Source organism: Terrabacter sp. Soil810 (assembly GCF_001429645.1).
GTDB lineage: Bacteria > Actinomycetota > Actinomycetes > Actinomycetales > Dermatophilaceae > Terrabacter.
Genome location: NZ_LMSW01000011.1, coordinates 1156006 through 1178939, shown reverse-complemented (window position 1 = coordinate 1178939; position 22934 = coordinate 1156006). Strand labels below are relative to the sequence as shown.

Below are 22934 nucleotides of genomic sequence, written 5' to 3'. Positions count from 1 at the left end.
TTCGTCCGACAGGGGGACTCGTGTTCTCGTACGCCCACGCCCGTCGCCGGCTGGCAGCGCTCCTGGCCGTGGGAGTCGCGGCGACCACGGCCGCGACGACTGCAGCCGCTCCCGCTGCCTGGGCGGTCGACGACGTCGCCCCTCGGCTCGACTCGGTCGCGTTCACGTCGCCCGTGGACGTGGGACCGGGCGATCCCGTCACGATCTCGTACTCGGCTACGGACGCCTCTCCGACGGTCTCGATCGTCGCCTCGTTCGTCGACGCAGCGGGACGACGGACGGAGTGGGACTTCGGTGACCAGCTGCCGTTGACCGGCGTCGCGTCGACGACCGTGCCCGACGGCCTTGCCGACGTGCCCACCACGCTCTACACCCTGACCGTCCGCGACGAGTCGGGCAACACGACGACGTACTCGCCGACCACCATGACCTGCGTGCCCGAGTGCCCAGGCGCCGTGCACCAGCTCCCGTTGGACGTGTCGTTGGCCGTCACGGGCTCGACGCCCGACTCGGACGCGCCGCTGGTCACGTCGGTCACGCTCGCCTCACCGAGCGCCGCTGTCGGCTCGGAAGCCCGCCTCCGGCTGGGCCTCGACGAGGCGCACCCGCCCGTGACGTCCCTGGGCTCGATGGCGTATGCCGTCTTCACCGACGGGAGCCACACCTTCCGTCTCACGGGCGACCCGGCGGCATACGGCACCGTGGTCGGGGTCGTGCCGACGTCCGTGCCGAACGGGACGTACCGGCTCGACTCCGTCTATGTGCGCGACCTGGCGGGCAACAGCGCGACGTACCGCTCCTCGGGCGCCGTCCAGGTGTGGCCGCAGGGAAGCGCCAGTGGCCCCTCGACGCACACGCTCCCCTTCGCGGCGACGACCGTCACGGTGACCGGGTCGTCCGTCGACGTCGAGTCCCCCGTGCTCTCCCGCATCGCCTGGACGACACGTCCGACGACGAGCGGCTCGACCGCCACCCTGTCCTACGCGGCGGCCGACGAGTCCCTCGCCTCGGTCACGGTCCAGTACCGGGCGGCCACGGGCTTCCAGAGCCCCTCCTGGTGGGAGTTCGCGACCTCGGCGACCGGCTCCGGAGTCGCGTCCGGACGGGTACCAACGGTGAGCACCGGGACCTGGTACGTCGACGCGGTCGTGCTCCGCGACAGGGCAGGCAACTACAGCGAGTACCGCCACGACGGCACACTCACCTGCAACCGGTCGTGCCCGTCCACCCACACCGTGGGCATCGCAGCCCTCGACCTCTCGGTGGTCGCCGCGCCGACGGCGCCCTCCTTCCTTGCCGCAGTCCCGCTCGACCGGTCGGCCCGCGTGCAGTGGGATCCGCCCACCGACGTCGGCAACAGCGCGGTCACCGGCTACGCCGTGACCGTCTCACCCGGCGGCAGGACCTACACGGTCGGCGGGAGCGCCCGCACTCTCACCGTGACCGGGCTGGCGAACCACACGGCATACAGCTTCTCGGTGCGCGCCAGGAACGCGGCCGGCCTCGGCCCCGCGCGCGTCGCGACGGCGACGCCCCGCCCGCGGCAGCGACTCTTCATCACCGGTGACGTGAGCAACGACGGGCGCGCCGACATCATCGGCGTCAGCCACGGCAACGTCGCCTACCTCTACCGCGGCAACGGGATCGGTGGCATCACCGGCAGCGCCAAGGTCGGCTCGGGCCTCGGCGACGTGCGCACGCTGCTGCCCGCCCTCGCGAGGCCGGGCGACGACTTCTTCGGCGGCAACGTCCTGTCGGTGACCTACACGGGGTGGGACGAGTCGTGGTGGGCCTACAACGGCAACCGGCTCGTCGCGTTCAACTCGATCTCCCCCTCGACGTTCAACAGGTACCGCCACATCGTGACGCCCGGTGACTTCGACGGCAACGCCAAGGCCGACGTGCTGACGATCGCCGACAACGGCGACCTGTACCTCTGGGCCAACCGGGACTGGGCGCGCTTCTGGGGACCGAAGAAGATCGGCAGCGGTTGGCAGTCCTTCACCACCGTCGTCGGGGTCGGTGACCTCGACGGCGACCGGCACAACGACCTCGTCGCCCGGAGGAACGACGGGACCCTCTGGCTCTATGCCGGCAACGGCTCCGGCGGGTTCCGCTACCGCAAGCAGATCGGCACGAGCAAGGGCTGGAACGCCTTCACCCAGCTCGCCGGCATGGACGACTTCACGGGCGACGGCCGGAAGGACCTGCTGGCCCTCGCGCCCAACGGCTACCTCTACGTCTACACGGGCACCGGCACGGGCAGCTTCACGAGCCGGGTCCTCGTCTCCACGGGATTCGGCAGCTTCACCTGAGACCCGGCGTTCACCCCCACGGAGGGGCGCCGGCCACGGTGGAGCCCGCCGACGTGTCCGCCTTGGCCGGGCCCCTGCTCATCGCGTTCCTCTTCGGCATCGTCGGCATCGCGGGCTTCTGAGTCGTCGCCGCCCGCGTCACGGAGCCATGACGGCGTACCCGGAGGCGTCGTGGATCGCCAACCCGGCGTAGGTCGCGTAGCCGCTCGCGCCGGCGTTCACCTGGGCCAGCTGGGCCTCCATCGCCGTGCGGGTCCAGCCGAAGTACGTCTGCTTCGTGTCGACCGCGGTCGCGCCGAGGTAGTTCGTCTCCTGTCCGAGGCGCACCGGCTTGCCGAGCGACGCGCCGGCGGCGAGGGCGGGAGCGGCGACGCCGAGCGTCCCGTCGGTGCCGGTCGCCGTGTTGCGGTAGGACATGACCGTCACGCCGGCCGTGCGCTTGATGATCTCGCGGTCGAGTGTCGAGGCCGCGCCGGTGGTCGCGACGGCGGGAACCGTGTCGAACCAGAAGGGGATGTCGGCCTCGATCGGGTAGGTGCCGGCGTTCGCATGGAGCTTGTCGAGCAGGGTGAGGTACCTGCCGACGACGCTCGGCCGGTCGGTCGACCACGCGGAGGTGGAGTAGGGCTCGACGTCGACGTGGATGCCCGTGAAGAGACCCGAGCTCTTGGCCGGCTTGAGCCAGTAGGTGATGACCCACGTCGGGTTGTCGACCCAGCCGGGGTCGCCACCGAGGGCGTCCACGCGGATGCCCGCGGCGCGGGCCCGGTCGCTCAGCGCCCTGATGTTCGGCAGCTGGCCGGAGGTGGCGAGGTTCGGCGGGACGGCGACGAAGAGCTGGTCGATGCGGGTGCTCGCGGCGAGGTCGACGGTGGCCGCGGGAGTGCTCGTGTCCCACACCCACATCGCCCGGGTGTCCTGGGCTGAGGACGCCGGGGTGGCAAGCGCCGGGGTCACGGTCCTCACCGCCCTCGGCGTGGACGCCGCCGCGGCCCCGGGAGCCATCGCCAGCAGTGCGACGGCGGTGCCCGCCAGTGCAAGGGCCCCGGCGACGAGTCGGGGCGAGCGGGCACGAGGAGTGGTGAGCATGTGGGGACTCCGGGACGAGGGACGAGGACCAGCCCTCCGAATTGTCCGGATTGTTCAAGACTCGCGCAGGCGATTCGCAAGATTCCCGCAAAACCGTCCAGCCGGGCGGTGTGCACGCGTCGCCCCGGGGCTCGAGGGGCGTCGTCAGGCAGGATCTGGCTGGGCGCGCTCGACGAGGATCGCCAGACGCCGGAGCGCCTCCCGGTTGCGGCGGTCCAGCACGACGTCGCGCACCGGCTTCGGGACGAGCACCGCAGGCCCCTTGGTCGCGTCCTCCTCCATCGTCACCTCGGTGTCGGCGCCGTCCGCGCGACAGGTGATGCGCACGACCCCCTCACCGGACGGCCACGCGCGCACGGTCAGCTCGAGCAGCTCGGGCCGCTCAGACCGACGCACCGTCGTCGTGTCGTCGATGAGCAGGGGCCAGGCACCGACGGAGTGGTGGATGTGGGTGTCGGGCGCCGGCCAGCCCGGTGTGACGTCACGGACGCGCGAGGCGCCGACGACCCACTGGCTGTAGCTCCACCCGTCGGCGAGGACGTCGAACACCGCGTCCGGACTGCCGTGGATCGTGCGGGTCGTCGTGCTCACGTGCGCCTCCAAGGGAGTTGGATCGTGTGGTGGAACAAGGCAGCCCGTGCGGCATTCGCTCCGCACGCACCGTGCACGCCGCCGCCGGGATGGGCCGACGCGGACGCGAGGAAGAGGCCCTTGACCGGCGTCTCGGCGCGCCCGGATCCGGCGACCGGTCGGAAGACGAGCTGTTGGTGCAGCCCCGCCGTGCCGCCGTTGATCGCCCCGCCGACGAGGTTGCCGTCGAGCGCCTCCAGCTCGTGCGGGCCGAGGACCCGCCGGGCGGTGATGCGGTCGCGGAAGCCGGGCGCGCGGCTCTCGAGGCGCGCCTCGATCCGCTCGGCCATGGCGTCCAGGTCGCTCTCGTCCCACATGCCGCGCACCTCGCGGATGCCGGGTCGACCCGCGGCCGCGTCACCCCGAACCCGTTGGGGCACATGGGTGTAGGCCCACAGCGCCTCTCCCCCGGCCGGGACGCGCGTGGCGTCCGCCGCGCCCATCTGACCGACGAGCAGGAAGGGTCGGTCCGGCACGAGGCCGGCTGCCACCTGTGCCCCGGCCAACGTCATCTCGTCCATGGAGTCCGCGACGTGCACCGTGCCCGGGGCCGCCGCGGGTGCGCCCTCCCACGGCACCGGTCCGCCGAGGGCCCAGTCGACCTTGACGGTCGACGGGTCCCACTCGAAGCGCTCCATCCGATGGCGCAGCCGCGAGGGCAGGTCGGCCCACGGCACGAGTCCGCCGTAGAGGGCGGGCGCCGACACGTCCGCGAGCACGGCACGCCTGACCCGGATCTCGCGTCCGGCGGTGCGCACGGCGACCGCGCGACCTCGCTCGACGCGTACGCCCTCGGCCCGCTCTCCGAGGCTCAGCTCGCCACCATGGGTCTCCAGACGACGGACCATCGCGGTCGACAGCCGGCCGGCGCCACCGCGCGGGACGGGGAAGCCGACGGTCTGGCCGAGGAGCGCGAGCAGCAGACCCATGGCCGCCGAGCCCGGGGACTCGAGGCCGATGTCGGCGTGACCGGCGTTGCCCGCCACGAGCATGCGCGCCGCCTCTCCCCGGAAGAGCCGCTCCGTCAGGCTCCGGGCCGGCATCGCCATCTCGCGCAGCAGCTCCAGACCGCCGGAGCGGAGCATCTGGCGGGCGAGACCGGCGCCGCCCCGAACCGGTGGGAACGGACTCAGCAGGCCGCGCAGCACGTCGTCACCGACCCGGTCCCACGTGTCGCAGAGGGCGAGCCACGCGTCGCCGTCGCCGGGTGCGTCGTCGTCGAGAGCTGACGCGGTCGCCGCCCGGTCCCGGTGGAGCACGCCCCACCGGCCGTCGCCGAACGAGTGCCCGAGCACGGACGGGGCGTGAGCCCACGCGAGCCCGTGCTCCTCGAGACGGAGCCCGCGGATGGTCGGCGAGGCTGCGGCCAGGGGGTAGAAGGAGCTGAAGGTGTCGTGCACGTGCCCCGGCGCGACGGAGTCGTCGCTCCACACCGCCCCTCCGGGCCGGTCCTGCTCCTCGAGGACGATGACCGACCACCCGGCGTCGGCGAGGAGGTTGGCCGCCACGAGCCCGTTGGGTCCGCTGCCGATGACCACGGCGTCCGTCGTCGTCACGATGTCCCTCCGTCCGGTCGTGCTCGACGTACCCCGTCGACGACAGAACGAACCCGAGGCGGCACTCGCCGCCCCAGGTCGTCGGCTACGAGGGACTCGCGAGAGGGAGCACGGTTCGTCCGGGGTCGGGCCCGACCGCCGGTCGTCCGACGACACGGAAGCCGATGTGGCTCATGCCGGTGTCGACCATCTGGGGTCGCCGCGCGGGCAGGCGCACCGCCTGGGTGTCGCTCGAACGGGACGACAACGGCTCGGTCGCCGAGTCGCTGACGGACCGCGAGCTGTCGTCCTGCGCTGGCTCACGACGATGATGTCGGTGGCCGAGATCGCCGACGAGCTGTGCGTGTCCACCAACACGGTGAAGACGCACGTCGCCGCTGTCTACCGCAAGCTCGGTGTCGCGAAGCGACGTGACGCCGTGTCGCGGGGGCGCGAGCTCCGCCTGCTCTGAGGCACGAGCGGGCCGATCCGCGATCTCATGCCGTCAGGGTGACGACCACCGCTCTGCGCTCGTCGGACCATGGGGCATCGCCAGACACGGGAGGACGCATGACCAGCTCGCCCATCAGTACGCCGACGCGACCGCACGGTTGGAAGTACGGGACGGTGCTGTTCGTCGGGACCCTGTTGCTCATCTCCGGGGTCCTCGAGTTCCTCCGGGGCCTGTCCGCCCTCTTCGACAACACGCTCTACGTCAACACGCCGAAGTACATCCTCGCCTTCGATACGACGGCCTGGGGCTGGATCCACCTCGTCTGGGGCGTCGTCCTCGTCGTCATCGGCGGGCTGATCCTCGCCGAGCGGCCCATCGGTCGCATCCTCGCCCTCGTCCCGGTCTCGATCGCGATGGTGCTCAACTTCGCCTCGCTGCCGCTCTACCCGTTCTGGTCGATCGTGCTGCTCGCCCTGAACGGCCTCATCATCTGGGCGCTGTGCACCGCCGAGTTCGCCGAGCTCTGACCGACCTGGTCGTCCACGAACCGCCCCTCAGCGGGACCTGAGCTCCTCGAGCGCCGCGCGGTTCGTGCCGAACATCGCCGACCGTTCGTCGAGCCCGAAGTGGTGCAGACGGTCCGCGACAGCCGGGCGGACACGGCTGTAGTGCACCTGTGTGCCACGGCCCTGGAGCCAGGACCTGAGCTGCTCGAGTCCGTCGGCACCGGTCACGTCGATGTCGGTGACGCCATCCATGTCGAGCACCAGGTGTCGGACGGCGGGCGCGCCCGCCCCGTCGGACGCGCCCGACGGGGCAACCTGTGCCGCTTCGACGACGGCGTGCACGCGATCCCGCAGCAGGCCGACGTTGGCGAAGAAGATCGGCGCGGAGAAGCGCACGACGATGACCCCGGGCTCGCTCTCGGTGGCGTCGCCCAGCACGGGAAGGGCCTGGTCCGGGTCCTCGGTCGTGCCGAGCACGTCGACGGCGGGGTTCGCCGCGCGTCGGGTGAGGTTGACGAGGGCGAGGACGAAGGCGATGAGGATGCCGCGGATCGGTCCCAGGAGCAGGGCACCGAGGAAGCAGGCGGCAGCCACCCCGAACTCGAACCCGTCCTTGGCCCACAGCCCGCGCATCGTCGCGGGGAGCCCCGTGGTCGCCACGCCGACCCGTCCTCATACGCCCGGGGTGAGGCCCCGAACCGGGACCCGGACACGATCCAGGAAGACGTCCTCCGACACCGGGCCAGCACCCTGACCAACCGACCGTCGCCCTGACGAGCGCAGGCTGCGTACCGAACTCGGGCTCCGCGGCTCCCCCGCGACGCGTTCGTCCCGGTGACAATGGTCGTCAGACCGGGTGGCCGTGCGACTCCACGCCGGCGGGCACGTCAGGTCTGCCCGCTCCAGCACCCGGCACGGGACGACGGGAGCCGACGGCGATGGTGGAGAACGAGCAGCTGGCCGAGGTCTTCGTCGAGATCGCCGACACGCTCGTCGACGACTTCGACGTCATCGAGTTCCTCGGCCTGCTCGCCGAGCGCGCCGCACAGCTCAGCGCCTCGTCAGCGGGCGGTCTCGTGCTCGCGGACCCTCGGGGGCAGCTCCAGTTCGTCGCGGCCTCACCGGAGTCGGTCAACCTGCTCGAGCTCTTCGAGCTGCAGAGCCAGGAGGGTCCCTGCCTCGAGTGCTACCGCCTCGGGGTCCCCACGTACGCTCTCGACCTCGACACGGCCGAGGCGCGCACTCGGTGGCCGTCCTTCGCCGAGCGAGCCGTCCGTCTTGGACTGCGGTCGGCGCACGCCTTCCCCCTCCGGCACCGCCAGAAGGTCATCGGGGCTCTCAACGTGTGCTCCGCGGCACCGCGCAGTCTCGACGAGCCGGAGGCCACGATCGTGCAGGCCCTCGCCGACGTCGCGACCATCGGCATCCTGCAGGAGCGCACGATCCGCGCCGGGGAGGTGCTGACCGAACAGCTCCAGGCCGCCCTGGTCAGCCGGGTCAGCATCGAGCAGGCCAAGGGCGCCCTGGCCCGGAGCATGAACATCGACGTGGACCAGGCGTTCACGATGCTGCGCAACTACGCCCGCGCCAACAACCACAGGCTGAGCGAGCTGGCTCGAGGGGTCGTGTCCGATCCCGCTCGCTTCCCCGACCTGACCCGGGCGGACCCCCCGGGTCCGTGACCCGACGGTCCGGCGTCTCCGCACGCGTATAGTCGGGCTGGTAGGCGAGTCCCTGGACCCCGGTCGCGTCCCTCCCGTGAACGTGACCGCGCGCGTCGTCCGGCACCGCCGTCTCCGAGCCGGTCACTCCTCACCTGCCCGTGAAGCCTGTGTCGTTCTCGCCGTGAACGATCGGTGTCCACGGGAACCGCAGTGACACAAGGAGATCGATCGCCGTGAGCAGCACCTACCATGACCAGACGACCGGAAGCTCGTTCACCGCGCTCACCCGTCAGGTGCACGACCTCGGGCTGATGCGTCGACGGTATGCCTACTACTGGTCCAGGCTCATCGGCGCCGTCGTGGCGATGGCTGCATGGGTTCTCACCGTCGTGTGGATCGGGGACAGCTGGTGGCAGATCGCGCCCGCAGCGGTGCTCGCGGTGCTGATGACCCAGATCGCCTTCCTCGGCCACGACGCGGCCCACCGCCAGATGTTCCGTTCCGGCCGCATGAACGACTGGGTCAGCCTCATCGTGGCCAACCTGCTCGTGGGCATCAGCTACGGCTGGTGGCAGAGCAAGCACACCCGCCACCACGGCAACCCCAACAAGGTCGGCTCCGACCCCGACATCGCGTCGGGCGTCCTCGCCTTCACCCCCGAACAGGCGCACCGCTCCCACCGTCCACTGGTGCGCTGGCTCGTGGCTCACCAGGGCTGGTACTTCTTCCCGTTGCTGCTGCTCGAAGGACTGTCACTGCACTGGCAGGGCATCCACCGGGTCGCCGGCCGTCGTCGGGTCGACCGCCGGTGGCTGGAGCTGGCCTTCCTGACGATCCGTCTCGCGGGCCTGCCGGTGCTGCTGCTGCTCGTCATGTCACCGGCGAAGGTGGTCGCCGTCCTCGCTGTCCAGCTCGCTCTGTTCGGCCTCTACATGGGCCTCTCGTTCGCGCCGAACCACATCGGCATGCCTCTCGTCGCGCCGGGGCTCAAGCTCGACTTCCTCAACCGCCAGGTGCTCATGAGCCGCAACATCAGTGGCGGGCGGTGGATGTCCGTGCTCCTCGGTGGGCTGAACCACCAGACCGAGCACCACCTCTTCCCCTCGATGGCCCGCCCCGACCTGCGCCGGGTGCAGCCGCTCGTCGTCGCCTACTGCGCGGCCGAGGGCGTCCGCTACACGCAGACGACGCTCTGGACGGCATACGGCAGCGTCATCGCGCATCTGAACTCCGTCGGCCTCGGGCAGAACGACCCGTTCCTGTGCCCTCTCGTCGCGAGTCGACGAGCGGTGACCGTGACGGACGCTCGCTGACGGACGGGCGAGATCCCGGCCGGCCCGATGTCGAGACGCGCGAGGCGGCTCCGTCCCCCGGGTGACGGGCGTCCACTCCGGAGGCCCCGCGCCCAGGAGGACGACCGTGCACCCGAACGAGATCACCGAGGTCCTGAACCGGCCGGGCAGCCAGGAGCTGCTGGCCCGAGACGTGGCCCGCCTGGCCTACGTCGCCAAGGACGGCACGCCGCGCACCATCCCGATCGCCTTCACCTGGAACGGCACCGAGCTGGTCATGTGCACCAGCACGAACGCTCCGAAGCTCCCGTCCCTGCGCCGGGCCCCGGCGGTCGCACTCACGATCGACACCGAGGTGCACCCGCCGACGATCCTGCTCATCCGCGGCCGCGCCGAGCTGGACGTCGTCGAGGGCATCCCCGCGGAGTACCTCGAGATGAACGGCAGCTACACGATGACGCCGGAGCAGCGGGTCGAGTGGGAGGCGGAGGTGCGCTCGCTCTACGACGGGATGGTCCGGATCGTCGTCACGCCGACCTGGGCCAAGCTGATCGACTTCGAGACGACGCTGCCGAGCGCGGTCGAGGAGCTGGTCCGGGAGCGCGAGCGCCGGGAACGAGGGTGACTCCCCGTCATCCCGGTCGGGGACCGTCCGGATCCGGTGGCACCGTCCTGCCATGACCACCGTGACGACGCCCGGCGCGCTCACCGACCCGCGCCCGATCACCGACCTCCTCACGCCCGTAGCCGCCGAGTGCCGGCGTGTCCTCGAAGCGGCCGCCGACCACGACTGGAGCCCGCGGGCGGGCGACCTCGACTGGTCGTGCAGCCACACTGCCGGCCACGTCGCGGACGTCCTCTTCTCGTATGCCGTGCAGGTCGTGGCGCGACCGGTCGACTCCTACCTCCCGATGGAGGTGACCGTCGAGCCGTCGGCCACCCCGGACGGGCTCGTCCGGTCGGTCGTGACGTGTACGGAGCTCCTGCGCCTCGCGTGCGGCGCCGCGCCGGTCGGAGTCCGCGCGTGGCACCCCGCCGGCATGGCCGACGCGGAGGGCTTCGCCGCCATGGGCGTCGTCGAGGTGCTCGTCCACACCCACGACATCACGAGCGGCCTCGGCCTGGACTGGGCACCACCGCCCGACCTCAGCGCGCCCGTGGTGACGCGCCTCTTCCCCGACGCACCCGCTGGTGACCCGGCGCAGGTGCTGCTCTGGTGCTGCGGTCGCGCCGCCCTTCCGGACCGCCCGCGCCTCGAGACCTGGCGCTGGGACCCGACCGTCCGCCGGTGAGACGGCGGTGCCGCGGGAGCCGGCGCCGGACGCAGCTCGGGCGGGCAGCACAGAGCCCCCGCTCAGGTGGGCGAGCGGGGGCTCTGTTCGGTGCTGCCCGTCCCCGACGGGCCAGCCATGGGCGCCCCTCCACGAACACCCGGGCTGTTCCGGGCCGCCCGTGGGCGACCCGACACCCAGTAGACGATCGGGGTGCGCTTTCATGACACGATTTTTCGAGTCGGAAGCGATGACCTCGCGAGACGTGACCGGCCTCAGGCGGCGACGTGCTCCCGAGCGGGCTCCGACGCGGGCAGGTCGGTGACGGAAGCGCCCCGGCCCCGGCCCAGGAAGTCGTTGGGCAGCGACAGCCGGATGACCTTCTTCCACGCCGAGGCGACCTGACGCGGGAGCGAGCCCGTCGTGTACGTGAGGCCGTACCTCCGGAAGAGGTCCTGCACCTGCGGCGCGATCTGCTGGTAGCGGTTGCTCGGCAGGTCGGGGAAGAGGTGGTGCTCGATCTGGAAGCTGAGGTTGCCGGTCATGAAGTGCATGGCCTTGCTGCCGCTGATGTTGGCCGAGCCGAGCATCTGGCGCACGTACCACTCACCGCGGGTCTCCCCCACGATCGACTTGCGCTCGAAGGTCTCGACGCCCTCGGGGAAGTGGCCGCACATGATGACCGAGTGGGTCCAGAGGTTGCGGATGAGGTTGGCCGTGGCGTTGGCGGCCAGGGTGTTGAGGAACGACGGGCCCGACAGGAGCGGGTGGATGACGTAGTCCTTCGTCATCTGGTTGCGGATCTTCTTCAGCGTGACCTTGGCGCGCGCCCGGAAGTCGGGGTCCTGGCGGCGCTCCTTGGTCGCGAGGTTCTTGCCGAGCTCGAGGTCGTAGGCGGCGATGCCGTACTCGAAGAAGCACGCGTTGACGAAGTTCCACAGCGGCTGCGCGGCGTAAAGCGGGACCCACCGCTGGTCCTCGTCGACGCGCATGATGCCGTAGCCGAGGTCGTTGTCCTTGCCGATGACGTTCGTGTAGGTGTGGTGCAGCTCGTTGTGCGAGTGCTTCCACTGCTCCGAGGGGCTGGCGTTGTCCCACTCCCACGTCGTCGAGTGGATCTTGGGGTCACGCATCCAGTCCCACTGGCCGTGCATGACGTTGTGCCCGATCTCCATGTTCTCGATGATCTTGGCGACCGCCAGGCCGGCCGTGCCGACGAGCCAGGCAGGCGGGAACATCGACACGAGCAGGACGGCGCGGGAGCCGAGCTCGAGCTTGCGCTGGGTGGCGATGACCTTGCGGATGTAGGCGGCGTCGTCGGCTCCGCGTGTGTCGATCACCGACTGGCGGATCGCGTCGAGCTCGACGCCGAGCTGCTCGATGTCCTCGGGCGTGAGGTGCCCGATCGGGTTGTGGGCCTTCTTCTGCAGGACGGTCATGGTGACTCCTCTGGTCAGGGGGTCTGGAGGTCTGTGGGTCTGGTCTGTGGGGCTGGGTCAGTGGTCGATGACGCAGGCGCCGGCGGCTGCGGAGATGCAGGTCTGGATCGGGACGCCCTGGCCCTCGGTCTCGCCGGGCGTCGCGGTCGTGACGGCGCCGGTGCGCAGGTCGCGCACGGCGCCCTCGCGCAGGGGCAGGACACAGCCGAAGCAGATGCCCATGCGGCACCCGGACGGCATGAGGACGCCGGCGGCCTCGGCGGCGTCGAGGATGGGGGTCCCGCCGTCGGCGTCGACCGTCGTGCCGGAGCCGGTGAAGTCGACGGTGCCGCCCTCGCCGACGACGAGCGTCGTGACCCGGAACTGCTCGGTGAGCAGGTCGAGCCCACGCTCGTCGTGGTGGCGCTGGAGCGCGTCGAGCAGTCCGCCCGGACCGCACGCGAGGGTCTTTCGCTCGTGCAGGTCCGGCACGAGGGTGTCGAGGTCGGCGACGTCGAGGACCCCGTGCTCGTCGTCGTAGCGGGCGACCAGTCGGATCAGGCCGGCCTCGTCGAGGGCGCGGAGGTTGTCGATGAAGATCGAGTGGGGCTCGCTCGGGGCCACGTGGACGACGACGATGTCGTATGCCGTCGAGCGGGCCAGGCGCACCACACCGTCGTCAGCGACGGGGTAGAGGTTGCGGAGCATGCCGATGACCGGGGTGACGCCCGACCCCGCGGTGACGAAGAGGAGCTTCCCGCCGTCGGTGGGCAGCACGAACTCGCCCTGGGCCTGCTCGAGGTGCACGAGCGTCCCAGGCTGCGACTCGCGCACGAGGTGGGTACTGACGAGCCCGTCCGGCACGGCCTTGACGGTGATGGAGATGTTGCCGTCGGCGCGCGGGCCGTGGGTGAGGGAGTACGCCCGCCACTGGCGTATGCCGTTGACGTCGACGCCGATGCGGACGTACTGACCCGGCACGTGGCCCGCCCAGTCGGCGCCGGGGCGGATCACGATGGTGGCCGCGTCCGCCGTCTCGGGGTGGACGGCCACGATGCGCCCGCGCAGGTCGGCGCCGGGGCGCAGCGGGTCGAACAGGTCGAGGTAGTCGGCGGGCAGCAGCGGTGAGGTCGCACGCTCGGCGAGCTGGAGGAACCGTCGTCGCAGGGACGGTCGGGTGGCTCGAGTCGAGGGTGCGGTCAGGCTCATGCCCCCAGCATGACTGAGTGGCAAGGGTAAGATCCTGACCGTAGGGCGTGAAGTCTTCGGGAACTCTTGTTCGGAGGAAACAGCCATGGCGTCACAGGCCAGCAGCCCCACGGTCCGGGGCGCGGCCGACCTGCAGCTGGACCACGCGGTGCTCCGGGTCCTCCGGGAGCGACTGCCCGCCATCGCGTCGACGACGGTCACGGCGGTCGTCGACGAGGTCCCCGACTACCGCGGAGCCCTCGGCGGGTCCGCCGGCGACACGATCCAGCGCGCCGTCCAGATGGCCATCGCCGGCTTCCTCAAGCTCGCGGGCGGAGGACGCGACGTCGACGCGAGCACCCCGCTCGGCCCGACCCGGGAGGGGGCCTACGCCCTCGGACGCGGCGAGGCACGAGGTGGGCGTTCGATGGACAGCCTGCTCGCGGCATACCGTGTCGGTGCCCGGGTGTCGTGGCGCGAGCTCGCCCGGGCCGCCGACGAGGCCGGGCTCCCGGCGTCGACGATGGCGAAGTTCGCCGAGCTGCTCTTCGCCTACATCGACGAGCTGTCGGCCGCGAGCGTCGCCGGTCACACCGACGAGCTGACCACGAGCGGACGGGTGCGTGACCGCTATCGCGAGCGCCTGGGTCAGCACCTGCTCGCGCGGGCCGGCGTCGACGTCCTGACCGCGGCCGCAGCCCGGGCGGAATGGCCTGCCCCGACCACGCTGACGGCCGTGCTCCTGCCGGCCGCCCAGGGACGGCGCGCCCTGGCCTCCCTCGGGGCCGACACCCTCCAGGTCGGCGAGGACCTGCCGGGCACCGAGGACGCCGACCCCGACCATCCCCCGACGCTGCTGCTCGTGCCCGACGCCGACGGGCCGGGTCGGGTCCACCTGCTGCGCGTGCTCGCCGGACGCCATGCCGTCGTCGGTCCCCCGCGCCCCTGGGACGACGCGCGGTCGTCGTACGACCGTGCCGCGCGCACGGCGAGGCTGGCCCGGCCGTCGCGCGCCGGCGCCCCGGTCGACACCGAGCAGCACCTGGCCGACCTCGTGCTCACGGCCGACCCCGACGCGCTCGCCGACCTGCGAGCCCACGCCCTGGCTCCGCTCGCCGACCTGCCCCCGGGCACCCGGGACCGCCTCACCGAGACCCTCCTGTCGTGGCTGCTGCACCAGGGACGTCGCGACGCCGTCGCCGCAGAGCTGCACGTCCATGCCCAGACGGTGCGCTACCGCATGGGCCAGGTGCGCGAGCTCTACGGCGATCGCCTGCTCGACCCGGCCGTGGTGCGCGAGCTCGTGGTCGCCCTGTCGGCCGCTCAACCGCACCCCTGACGAGGACGGGCGACGTCTCTCGTCAGGTCGCCCAGGTCCGCAGCCAGACGGTCTCCTCCAGCTGGCGCAGACGGTCCAGGGTCTCCTCCGACAGCGCCACGTCCGTGTCGGTGATGACGTAGCCGAGCTCGCCACGCGTCGACAGCGACTGGCCGGTGATGTTCGCACCCGCCGCGGAGAGCGTCTGGTTGATGGAGGCCAGGACTCCACGCACGTTGTGGTGGAGGTAGCCGGCCCGGAAGCCGCTCTCGGCCGGCGGAGCCGACACCTCGGGCAGGTTCACGGACAGCGGCGTGACGCCCGTCTGCACGAAGCCGAGCAGCTTGGCCGCGACGAACGCCCCGATCTCCTCCTGGGCCTCCTGGGTCGAGCCTCCGACGTGCGGGGTCAGGATGACGTTGTCCAGGCCGCGCAGCGGCGACTCGAACGGGTCGCCCTGGGCCTTGGGCTCGCTGGGGAACACGTCTATGGCCGCGCCGGAGAGGTGTCCGGAGAGGATGTGCGCGCGCAGTGCCTGGTCGTCCACCACCATGCCCCGGGAGGCGTTGATGAAGACCGAACCGGGCTTCATCAGGGAGAACTGGTCGTCGCCGAAGAGGCCGGCGTTGCCGGGTCGACCGTCGACGTGGAGGCTGACGATGTCGGCCTCCCCGAGCAGCTCCTCCAGCGATCCGAGCCTCCGGGCGTTGCCGTGCGCCAGCCGGTCCGCGGTGTCGTAGAAGACGACGTGGAGCCCGATGGCCTCGGCGACGTTGGACAGCTGGGTGCCGATGTTGCCGTACCCGACGATCCCGAGGGTCTGACCCCGAGTCTCGTGGCTGCCGCGGGCGGACTTGTCCCAGATCCCGTCGTGCATCCGCTGGGTCTTCTCGGGCAGCCGGCGGGCCAGGGCCAGCATCTCGCCCAGCACCAGCTCGACGACACTCCTCGTGTTCGAGAAGGGAGCGTTGAACACCGGCACACCGTGCGCGGCCGCCGCCGTCAGGTCGACCTGGTTGGTGCCGATGCAGAAGCAGCCGACCGCCAGCAGGTCGTCGGCTGCGTCGAGGACGCGCTGCGTCACCTTGGTGTTGGACCGGATCCCCAGCAGGGACACGCCGACCAGGGCGTCCACGAGATCACCCTCGGTCAGGGACCCCGACCGGACCTCGACGTCGTGACCGTTGCGTCGAAAGGCCTCGACGGCGACGGGGTGCACGTTCTCCAGCAGCAGCACCTTCACGTGCGCCTCCTTGTCCGGGACAGGACGTTGTCATGCGAGCGGGTGGGTGGCCAGCGCCTCGTGAGACACGTCCACCGGGATCGACCGACCTGATGCTGCCATGCGGGTTCGGCTCGCCGCCAAACCACCCACGAGGTGGTCGGACCGATGCCTGCTCCAGTGACCTCAGGTCCCCCTCCGGGCCGAGACCACGGGTCGCGGCGACGGGTCGCGGCAGCGGGTCGCCGCACGGGGCTGGGGATCGGGGTCACTTGGGTACGTTGACGCCGTGAGCGCGACCGAGCGCGCCGGGGGTCCCCCCGGGCACAGCGCCGAGGACGTGGCGGACCTGCTTCCCATGGTCCGTCGGATCGTCCATGCCCGCGTCGGCTCGCACCCCTCCGCGGAGGACCTCGTCCAGGAGACGCTGACCCGCGTCCTTGCCGCCTCGGCCACCATCGAGCCGGGCATGCTCGAGCCCTACGCCATCGTGACGGCCCGCAACGTGGTGGCCTCCATGTGGCGCGACGCCGACCGCCGGCGGCGCAACCAGCACCGGGTCGTCGACCTCAGCACCCCCGACCTCCCGGACTCGCAGGTCGTCCTCGACGAGGAGCAGTCGGCGATGGCCACGGCTCTGGCCCGGCTGGGCGAGCGGGAACGTCGAACCCTGCTCGAGCACGAGGTCAGCGGCACCGACACCCACACCCTCGCTGCCCGGGCCGGCAGTACCGCCGGTGCCGTGGCTGCCCAGCTGAACCGCACCCGCGCCCGCCTGCGGGTCGAGTACGTACTCGCAGCTGAGCAGGCGGAGCTGCCGACCGACCAGTGCCGCGCGGTGCTCATCGCCCTCAGTGGCGGTGACCAGCGGCGGCAGCGTGAGGTGCGCGCGGCCCAGCACCTCCTCGAGTGCGAGCTGTGTGCTCGGTTGAGCGAGCCGCTCCTCGAACGCGGGCAGCAGCGGGACGACCGTCTCCGCATACCCGTCACGGCGGATCCCGACATCGTGTCGGCGCGGCGGGCCGCCCGTGAGCTCGCGTCCCGTCTGGACTTCGCGGCCACCGACCTGACGGTCATCGCCACGGCCGTGTCCGAGGTGTGCCGCAACATCGTGCGCTTCGCCGGGACGGGTGAGGTCGTGGTCGAGCTGCTCGAGGTCCCCCGCCGTGGGATCCAGGTCGTGGCCCGTGACGGCGGACCGGGCATCCCCGACATCGACCGTGCCCTCGACGACGGTTTCAGCACGTACGGCGGGCTGGGACTTGGACTGCCCGGGGTCCGCCGGCTGATGGACGAGTTCGCGATCGCGAGCGAGCCGGGCCACGGCACCACAGTGACCATGACCAAATGGGAGAGGACCCACGATGGATGAGCGACCGGAGGAGCACCCGCAGACGCGGGCCCTGCACGAGAGCCACTGGGCGGACCATGGCGGTGGCGAGCACCTGCTGTCGCAGCTGGTGGCCCATCTGCGCGAGCACCGGACCCGACTGCAGGAGGAGTGGTCCCAGCGCATCCAGCAGGCCCACCTGCTGACCGCCATGACCCCTCAGGAGATGGCCGCGGAGACCACGTCGGTCTACGACAACTACGTCGAGGTCCTCGAGACCGGCAACGTCGAGGCGCTCCAGCACTACGCGCGCGACCTCTCGGAGCGCATCATCCCGCGCGGGGTCGAGACGCACGAGGTCGTCGGGATCGTGCTGCTCCTCCGGGACGTGCTGGCCCGGTCGCTCTTCGAGAAGTACCAGCGCGACTTCTCGAGACTCAACGAGGTGCTCGACGCGTACGAGCCTGCCGCCAACCGCATCGCGAACACGGTCGCCGTCAGCTTCGTCGACGAGCGCGAGCGCATCATCCGCCAGCAGCAGGACGCGATCCGCGAGCTGTCGACCCCTGTCCTCCCGGTGCGCGAGCGTCTCCTCATCCTGCCGATCATCGGCGTGCTGGACAGCGAGCGCGCACGTCAGCTCACCGAGCAGCTGTTGTCCGGCATCCGCAAGCACCGCGCCAAGGTCGTCGTCATCGACATCACCGGCTCACCGGACGTCGACGAGGCCGTGGCGAACCACCTCGTGCAGACGGTCGACGCGTCACGCCTCATGGGCGCGAGCGTCATCATCACTGGACTATCCCCCAAGATCGCCCAGACGCTCGTGACGATCGGCGTCGACCTGAGCAAGATGAACACGATCGGCGACCTGCAGGGCGGCCTGGAAGAGGCCGAACGTCTCCTCGGCTACACCGTGACCCGGAAGGAGGGCAGCACCAGCTCGTGAACGGCGGACCGGCTCTGGTGTCCATCATGCGACAGGGATCGACCCTGATCGCATCGGTGCACACTGCCCTCGACGACTCCGAGCTGGTCCGGTTCGAGCACGACCTCATCCACCAGATCGGCGAGCACCGGTCACGTGGCGTCATCATCGACGTCGCCGCCCTGGACGTCATCGACTCGTTCGCGGCGCTGACGCTGCGGCGCATCGCCGAGATGGCGCGCCTGCGCGGGGCCCTGACGGTCCTGGTCGGCATCCAGCCCGAGGTGGCCTTCACGATGGTCCGCCTCGGCATGGGCACCGGCCAGGTCCCGACCGCGCTCGACCTCGAGGAGGGGCTGGCCCTGCTCGCCGCCCACCCCGGGGCTGGCACCGACTCGACCGAACGGGACGCCCGACCCGGATCCACGCCGTGACCGGCCCCACCGGCCGCACCGTCCTCGACGACCTGACGCAGGACTACCGCATGACCTTGCGCCGCTTCCTCCCCCGCCGTGACGAGGTCGTCCGCGAGTCTGCCTACGAGCTGGGCCGCCGAGCGTTCACGGCGGGCGTCAGCCTGCTCGACGTCTGCCGCATCCACCACGACGTGTGCCTCGAGGTCCTGCGGGCGACGGGGGCCGACGACCTGATCGGTGTCGTCGACGGCGCCGGCGAGCTGCTGCTGGAGGTCCTGGCGGCGTACGACATGACCCACCGCAGCGTGCTCGATCCCTGAGCGCGGGCACGGACGCCTTGGGCGTCCGCGCATGACGCGGGCATGTCGCACATCCGTTCGGGGCGCGGTGCTCCGCCGTGCTCGCACGGGCTGCACGGTGCGGGAGGACCCGAGCACGTGCTGTCGACTCCCGCGTCATCCGGATGGGCCGACGGCCTCTTCAGGGGTGACCGACGGCCCACGAAGCCGCCCTCACACCGATCAAGGAGTCACCCCATGAAGCTCACCACCAAGCTGTGCGCCACCGGAGTCACCCTCGCCACGACCGCAGCCCTGGGCCTGATGCCCGCCGCTGCCGCGTCGGCTGCCCCGTCCGCCGCTCCCTCGGCCGCCCAGGCAGCCAGCACCCCCCGGACCACCGCCTCCTCGACGATCAACCAGGTCATCGCCGGCGTCGGCACGTTCGCCGGTTCCTTCACGCCGACCTCGTTCACGAACCAGAACGGCCAGCTCGCCGTCACCGGTCTCGTCACCGGCACCCTGACCACCCTGACGGGGACGGTCATCCCGGTCAGCCAGACCGTCACCACCACGGTGGCGAGCGCGACCACAGCGGGCTCGTGCGACATCCTCAACCTCGTGCTCGGGCCGCTGCACCTCGACGTCCTGGGCCTGGTCATCGACCTCAACCAGGTGGTCCTGAACATCACCGCGCAGTCCGGCGCCGGCAACCTGCTCGGCAACCTGCTCTGCGCCGTCGCGGGCCTGCTCGACGGCAACGGCATCAACGGGCTGGCCACCCTGCTCAACCGACTCCTCGGCCTCTGACCGCAGAGGCTTGCCCCGCTGCACACCCCCGGGCCTGATCTCACCCGGGTGCGGACGGCGCCGGTCCCACACGACCGGCGCCGTCCGCGCGGCCAGCCGCTGACGACACGGACGACACGGACGACACCATCTCGGGACAGACCGACCGACCCAGGAGAACCATGCGCCCCCTCACCGCCTCAGACCCCGTCGGCACGCACGTCCTCTACGTCGGACGAGCCGACCCGACGGCCTCCGTCGACGTCGACCGGGACGCCGGTCGCGGCCTGCAGGAGAACCACCCCGGCACCGTGACGGCGGTCGACGAGCAGCACGGAGTCCGCATCGCCTTTCTGGGTCTGGAGCACGAGCCGATGGCCGAGCGGCGCTTCCGGGCGGACGACACTGGCGTCTACCCGGGGCTCGTCGCCGTCGGCCTCGACGACTGGGAGGCCGCACGGTCGATCGGCTGGTGGGCGGGACTGTGCCGCGACGCGCGCGAAGCCGGCTGACGCTCGAGTACTGCACGGCGCGGGGTGCACCCGTCGACGTGTCGCCGCCCTCCCCCGACGGGTACGTCACAGACCTCGGGGACGACACGCTCTCTGGTCGGGCCGGGGAGTGCGACACCGCCATCACCTCTGGAAGACCACCATGATCGTTCTGACACTCGCCGCTCCCATCGTCGGCTTCGCCCTGATGCTCGTCATGCAACGCCTCGAGGACCGCATCATCACCGGCGATCCTCGTCCCGGTTCGCGAACGGAGCGCTGACCGCCTCAGCGGCCACCGCGGCCCGTCGCCGGGTGGGTATGTGCAGCTCGTGAGCCGACCGACCTCCCATCCTCCCGCACCCACTCAGCGGACCGCCCGGTGACCGGGTCCGTCCGGCTCTCCGACGACACGGGATCCGGCTCGCCCATCGAGTGGCACCACGACGGGCCCACGGCCGGGTTCGAGGATGTCCGCGACCCAGGTGCGGCGCTTCGGCTCGTCCGTGACCGTCCCGAGGCGTTCCCGCTTCCTGGAACGGGCTCCACGCCGGCGCTCTGGGAGTCATTGGCCTCTGTCGCCGCGGTCAGCCTGACTGCCGCTCGCGCCATCGAGCCCCACCTCGACGCCCTGGCGATCCTCGCGGAGGCCCGCCGGGCCGGGCACCAGGTCCCCATGGCCGGGACCGAGGACGCGACGTGGGGCGTCTTCGCTGCAGAGGGACCAGGCATGCGTCTCGAGGCGCGCGGCGACGACAGCCCGGTCGAGCTGACCGGGACGAAGCCGTGGTGCTCGCTGGCGGGCTCGCTCTCGCATGCGCTCGTCACCGCTTGGGATGGCGAATCGACACGACGGTTGTATGCCGTCCGGCTCGGCTCCGGGAACTCCGTGACGGTCCAGCCCGCCTCCTGGTTCGCACGGGGTCTCGCGTCTGTGCCGAGCGGACCCGTGGTCTTCGACGGGGCCGAGGCAGCTCCCGTGGGCCCGAGGGGTTGGTATCTCGAGCGGAGCGGGTTCGCCTACGGCGCCATGGGCGTCGCCGCGATCTGGTACGGCGGCGCGGTCGGCGTCGCGCGCCGGCTCATGCGCCCGGGCAGGGAGCCCGACCAGATCGCGCAGATGCATCTCGGCGCCGTCGACGCGTCCCTCTGGGCCGCCCGCGCCGTGCTGGCCGACGCGGCCGCACGCGTCGACGCTGGGCGAGCCACGGGGCCGGATGGATCAGCCTTGGCGCTGCGCGTCCGGCACGTCGTCTCGCGCGCCGCCGAGACGGTGCTGCTGAGAGTCGGGCACGCGACCGGCCCGGCTCCGCTGGCCCTCGAGGACGACCACGCCCAGCGGGTGGCCGACCTCGAGCTCTATCTCCGTCAGGAGCACGCCGAGCGCGACGAGGCGGCGCTCGGCCGTCACGTCCTCGAAGGGCAGCCCGCGGGGCGGGCGAGGTGACGGATCACCCGACGTTCACGCACACCGAAACGGGCACGGCCGAGTCCAGGTGGCGCGAACGCCCGGAATGGGAGCAGGTCGCGCCGGTCCAGCTGGCGACGACCGCGGCTCGTCGGCTCGTCGTCGTCGCGGCTCACCCCGACGACGAGACGCTCGGCGCGGGTGGCTTGACGGCGCAGGCTGCCCGAGCCGGTCTCGACGTCGTGGTCGTCCTGGTCACGGACGGGGAGGCATCCCACCCCAAATCCCCCACGTCGGCTCGGGAGGCCCTCGCGCGCGAACGGGTCGAGGAGTCCCGCGCTGCGCTGGCCCGGATTGCGCCGTCGGGGACCCTCGTGCGCCTCGGCGTGCCGGACGGCGCCGTGGTCGACCACGCCACAGAGGTCGTCGACCACCTCGTCGACCTCATCGGTGAGCGCGGTGAGGCCACCCTCGTCGTCGCGCCCTGGCGGCACGACGGCCACGCGGACCACGACGCGACCGGACGGGCCGCGGGAGTGGCGTGCCGGCGTACCGATGCCCTCTTGTGGGAGTACCCGGTCTGGCTCTGGCACTGGTGCGAGCCCGCGGACGCGCCGTGGGCGCAGCTTCGGACGCTCGCGGTGCCTGCCGACGTGCAGGACCTCAAGCGAGAGGCCGTCAGCCTCCACCGCACCCAGGTCGCGCCGCTCTCGGACCGGCCGGGTGACGAGACCGTCCTGCACGCTCACATGCTCACCCACTTCGACAGGTCCTACGAGGTGTTCCTCCCTCTCGACGCACCGTCCGACGACGCCCTCGACGACCTGCACGAGTCGTCGGCCGACCCGTGGAAGGTGCGCACGAGCTGGTACGAGAAGCGCAAGCGAGCCGTGACCCTCGCCTCCCTCCCCGGCGAGCGTTACTCCCGGGCGCTGGAGGTCGGCGGCTCCGTGGGCGCACTGGCGGCCGAGCTGGCCGGACGGGTCGATCACCTCGTCGTCATCGACGAGAGCCGGGCGGCGACGAACGCGGCGCGTTCCTCGCTCGGCTCCCTCGTCGCCGTGGAGGTCGTGCAGGGCAGCGTCCCCGAGGACTGGCCCGCCGGGCAGTTCGACCTCGTGGTGGTCTCCGAGGTCGGCTACTTCCTGAGCCCCTCGAGGCTGAGGCGGCTCGTCGTCCGGGTCGAGTCGTGCCTGACGGACGACGGCGCCGTCGTGCTCTGCCACTGGCGCCATCCCGTACGCGGGTGGCCGATGGACGGTCCCGCCGTGCACAGGCACTGGAGCGAGTGGTCGGACGTCCCCCGCGTTGCCACCCATGTCGAGGACGACTTCCGGCTCGACGTGTTCTCCCGCACCGGGGCGCACCGGGCGGGGGCGTCGTGACGGTCCC

Annotated in this window: 23 protein-coding genes; 16 read left to right on the top strand and 7 right to left on the bottom strand. The window is 71.6% G+C overall.

Annotated elements, in window-relative coordinates; genetic code table 11:
* The first annotated feature begins 20 nt into the window (after positions 1-20).
* The gene (locus ASG96_RS11385; RefSeq protein WP_057587977.1) at positions 21-2315 is read left to right on the top strand and encodes a fibronectin type III domain-containing protein; all 2295 of its coding nucleotides are present in this window, start codon (positions 21-23) and stop codon (positions 2313-2315) included.
* A 138-nt stretch (positions 2316-2453) separates the two neighbouring features.
* Here the strand turns inward: ASG96_RS11385 and ASG96_RS11380 are convergent, their stop codons facing one another.
* The 3 genes from ASG96_RS11380 to ASG96_RS11370 form a co-directional block, all read right to left on the bottom strand.
* Positions 2454-3404 carry a hypothetical protein gene (locus ASG96_RS11380; protein ID WP_157610799.1) on the bottom strand — a complete coding sequence of 317 codons (951 nt, stop codon included), beginning with the start codon at positions 3402-3404 and terminating at the stop codon, positions 2454-2456.
* Between the two features lie 144 nt (positions 3405-3548).
* Entirely contained in the window at positions 3549-3995 is a 447-nt protein-coding gene (locus tag ASG96_RS11375; RefSeq protein WP_056758364.1) for an SRPBCC family protein, read from the bottom strand.
* Complete coding sequence (locus ASG96_RS11370) at positions 3992-5590, bottom strand: NAD(P)/FAD-dependent oxidoreductase (RefSeq protein ID WP_235509144.1); 1599 nt, start codon at positions 5588-5590, stop codon at positions 3992-3994. The genes ASG96_RS11375 and ASG96_RS11370 overlap by 4 nt, the downstream gene beginning before the upstream one ends.
* Between ASG96_RS11370 and ASG96_RS24550 the strand changes: the two genes are divergently transcribed.
* Positions 5502-6041: a helix-turn-helix transcriptional regulator gene (locus ASG96_RS24550; protein WP_082591737.1), complete on the top strand. Its 540-nt coding sequence runs from the start codon at positions 5502-5504 to the stop codon at positions 6039-6041. The two genes, ASG96_RS11370 and ASG96_RS24550, sit on opposite strands and share 89 nt — an antisense overlap.
* 98 nt (positions 6042-6139) lie before the next feature.
* Entirely contained in the window at positions 6140-6550 is a 411-nt protein-coding gene (locus ASG96_RS11365; RefSeq protein WP_056758368.1) for a hypothetical protein, read from the top strand.
* A gap of 27 nt (positions 6551-6577) precedes the next feature.
* On the opposite strand, the gene ASG96_RS11360 is transcribed toward ASG96_RS11365, so the two are convergent.
* Entirely contained in the window at positions 6578-7189 is a 612-nt protein-coding gene (locus ASG96_RS11360) for an STAS domain-containing protein (protein WP_057587975.1), read from the bottom strand.
* A gap of 278 nt (positions 7190-7467) precedes the next feature.
* Between ASG96_RS11360 and ASG96_RS11355 the strand changes: the two genes are divergently transcribed.
* The 4 genes from ASG96_RS11355 to ASG96_RS11340 all read left to right on the top strand — a co-directional run bounded on the left by ASG96_RS11355 (position 7468) and on the right by ASG96_RS11340 (position 10777).
* Positions 7468-8211 carry a GAF and ANTAR domain-containing protein gene (locus ASG96_RS11355; protein ID WP_200962675.1) on the top strand — a complete coding sequence of 248 codons (744 nt, stop codon included), beginning with the start codon at positions 7468-7470 and terminating at the stop codon, positions 8209-8211.
* A 215-nt stretch (positions 8212-8426) separates the two neighbouring features.
* Positions 8427-9506 (top strand): acyl-CoA desaturase, encoded by a 1080-nt coding sequence (locus ASG96_RS11350; protein WP_157610795.1) that lies wholly within the window; start codon positions 8427-8429, stop codon positions 9504-9506.
* A gap of 106 nt (positions 9507-9612) precedes the next feature.
* Positions 9613-10110, top strand: a complete 498-nt coding sequence (locus ASG96_RS11345; RefSeq protein ID WP_057587973.1) for a pyridoxamine 5'-phosphate oxidase family protein — start codon at positions 9613-9615, stop codon at positions 10108-10110.
* A gap of 52 nt (positions 10111-10162) precedes the next feature.
* Positions 10163-10777, top strand: coding sequence for a maleylpyruvate isomerase N-terminal domain-containing protein (locus ASG96_RS11340; protein ID WP_057587972.1), 615 nt, complete (start codon positions 10163-10165; stop codon positions 10775-10777).
* 254 nt (positions 10778-11031) lie between these two features.
* Here ASG96_RS11340 and ASG96_RS11335 read toward each other — a convergent pair whose 3' ends face one another.
* Positions 11032-12195: an acyl-CoA desaturase gene (locus ASG96_RS11335; RefSeq protein WP_057587971.1), complete on the bottom strand. Its 1164-nt coding sequence runs from the start codon at positions 12193-12195 to the stop codon at positions 11032-11034.
* Positions 12196-12252: 57 nt separating this feature from the next.
* Positions 12253-13383 (bottom strand): ferredoxin reductase, encoded by a 1131-nt coding sequence (locus ASG96_RS11330; RefSeq protein ID WP_057587970.1) that lies wholly within the window; start codon positions 13381-13383, stop codon positions 12253-12255.
* An 85-nt stretch (positions 13384-13468) separates the two neighbouring features.
* Between ASG96_RS11330 and ASG96_RS11325 the strand changes: the two genes are divergently transcribed.
* Positions 13469-14701: a helix-turn-helix domain-containing protein gene (locus ASG96_RS11325; RefSeq protein WP_056758390.1), complete on the top strand. Its 1233-nt coding sequence runs from the start codon at positions 13469-13471 to the stop codon at positions 14699-14701.
* A gap of 22 nt (positions 14702-14723) precedes the next feature.
* Here ASG96_RS11325 and serA read toward each other — a convergent pair whose 3' ends face one another.
* Complete coding sequence (gene serA, locus ASG96_RS11320; RefSeq protein WP_056758393.1) at positions 14724-15923, bottom strand: phosphoglycerate dehydrogenase; 1200 nt, start codon at positions 15921-15923, stop codon at positions 14724-14726.
* A 268-nt stretch (positions 15924-16191) separates the two neighbouring features.
* Here serA and ASG96_RS22665 point away from each other — a divergent pair, with 268 nt between their 5' ends.
* The 8 genes from ASG96_RS22665 (at position 16192) to ASG96_RS11280 (ending at position 22927) form a co-directional block, all read left to right on the top strand.
* Entirely contained in the window at positions 16192-17274 is a 1083-nt protein-coding gene (locus tag ASG96_RS22665; protein WP_082588767.1) for a sigma-70 family RNA polymerase sigma factor, read from the top strand.
* Complete coding sequence (locus ASG96_RS11310; RefSeq protein WP_235506686.1) at positions 17267-18181, top strand: STAS domain-containing protein; 915 nt, start codon at positions 17267-17269, stop codon at positions 18179-18181. Before ASG96_RS22665 ends, ASG96_RS11310 begins: the two co-directional genes overlap by 8 nt.
* A gap of 26 nt (positions 18182-18207) precedes the next feature.
* A complete protein-coding gene (locus ASG96_RS11305; protein ID WP_056758933.1) occupies positions 18208-18594 on the top strand; it encodes an STAS domain-containing protein in 387 nt (128 codons plus the stop codon).
* A complete protein-coding gene (locus ASG96_RS11300; RefSeq protein ID WP_056758395.1) occupies positions 18591-18896 on the top strand; it encodes a phosphatase RsbU N-terminal domain-containing protein in 306 nt (101 codons plus the stop codon). The genes ASG96_RS11305 and ASG96_RS11300 overlap by 4 nt, the downstream gene beginning before the upstream one ends.
* A gap of 216 nt (positions 18897-19112) precedes the next feature.
* Complete coding sequence (locus ASG96_RS11295; RefSeq protein ID WP_200962674.1) at positions 19113-19664, top strand: ABC transporter substrate-binding protein; 552 nt, start codon at positions 19113-19115, stop codon at positions 19662-19664.
* A gap of 161 nt (positions 19665-19825) precedes the next feature.
* Positions 19826-20155 (top strand): hypothetical protein, encoded by a 330-nt coding sequence (locus ASG96_RS11290; RefSeq protein WP_057587969.1) that lies wholly within the window; start codon positions 19826-19828, stop codon positions 20153-20155.
* Between the two features lie 361 nt (positions 20156-20516).
* Positions 20517-21581 carry an acyl-CoA/acyl-ACP dehydrogenase gene (locus ASG96_RS11285; protein WP_056758401.1) on the top strand — a complete coding sequence of 355 codons (1065 nt, stop codon included), beginning with the start codon at positions 20517-20519 and terminating at the stop codon, positions 21579-21581.
* Positions 21578-22927: a bifunctional PIG-L family deacetylase/class I SAM-dependent methyltransferase gene (locus tag ASG96_RS11280; protein WP_057587968.1), complete on the top strand. Its 1350-nt coding sequence runs from the start codon at positions 21578-21580 to the stop codon at positions 22925-22927. Before ASG96_RS11285 ends, ASG96_RS11280 begins: the two co-directional genes overlap by 4 nt.
* The last annotated feature ends 7 nt before the right edge of the window (positions 22928-22934 follow it).

What these genes read in the sequence shown, in the direction of transcription:
- ASG96_RS11380 (WP_157610799.1), bottom strand. Translation starts at nt 3,404, where the DNA reads ATGCTCACCACTCCTCGTGCCCGCTCGCCCCGACTCGTCGCCGGGGCC.
- ASG96_RS24550 (WP_082591737.1), top strand. Translation starts at nt 5,502, where the DNA reads ATGACCGACCACCCGGCGTCGGCGAGGAGGTTGGCCGCCACGAGCCCG.
- ASG96_RS11365 (WP_056758368.1), top strand. Translation starts at nt 6,140, where the DNA reads ATGACCAGCTCGCCCATCAGTACGCCGACGCGACCGCACGGTTGGAAG.
- ASG96_RS11355 (WP_200962675.1), top strand. Translation starts at nt 7,468, where the DNA reads ATGGTGGAGAACGAGCAGCTGGCCGAGGTCTTCGTCGAGATCGCCGAC.
- ASG96_RS11340 (WP_057587972.1), top strand. Translation starts at nt 10,163, where the DNA reads ATGACCACCGTGACGACGCCCGGCGCGCTCACCGACCCGCGCCCGATC.
- ASG96_RS11335 (WP_057587971.1), bottom strand. Translation starts at nt 12,195, where the DNA reads ATGACCGTCCTGCAGAAGAAGGCCCACAACCCGATCGGGCACCTCACG.
- ASG96_RS11330 (WP_057587970.1), bottom strand. Translation starts at nt 13,383, where the DNA reads ATGAGCCTGACCGCACCCTCGACTCGAGCCACCCGACCGTCCCTGCGA.
- ASG96_RS11325 (WP_056758390.1), top strand. Translation starts at nt 13,469, where the DNA reads ATGGCGTCACAGGCCAGCAGCCCCACGGTCCGGGGCGCGGCCGACCTG.
- ASG96_RS11310 (WP_235506686.1), top strand. Translation starts at nt 17,267, where the DNA reads ATGGATGAGCGACCGGAGGAGCACCCGCAGACGCGGGCCCTGCACGAG.
- ASG96_RS11305 (WP_056758933.1), top strand. Translation starts at nt 18,208, where the DNA reads ATGCGACAGGGATCGACCCTGATCGCATCGGTGCACACTGCCCTCGAC.
- ASG96_RS11295 (WP_200962674.1), top strand. Translation starts at nt 19,113, where the DNA reads ATGAAGCTCACCACCAAGCTGTGCGCCACCGGAGTCACCCTCGCCACG.
- ASG96_RS11290 (WP_057587969.1), top strand. Translation starts at nt 19,826, where the DNA reads ATGCGCCCCCTCACCGCCTCAGACCCCGTCGGCACGCACGTCCTCTAC.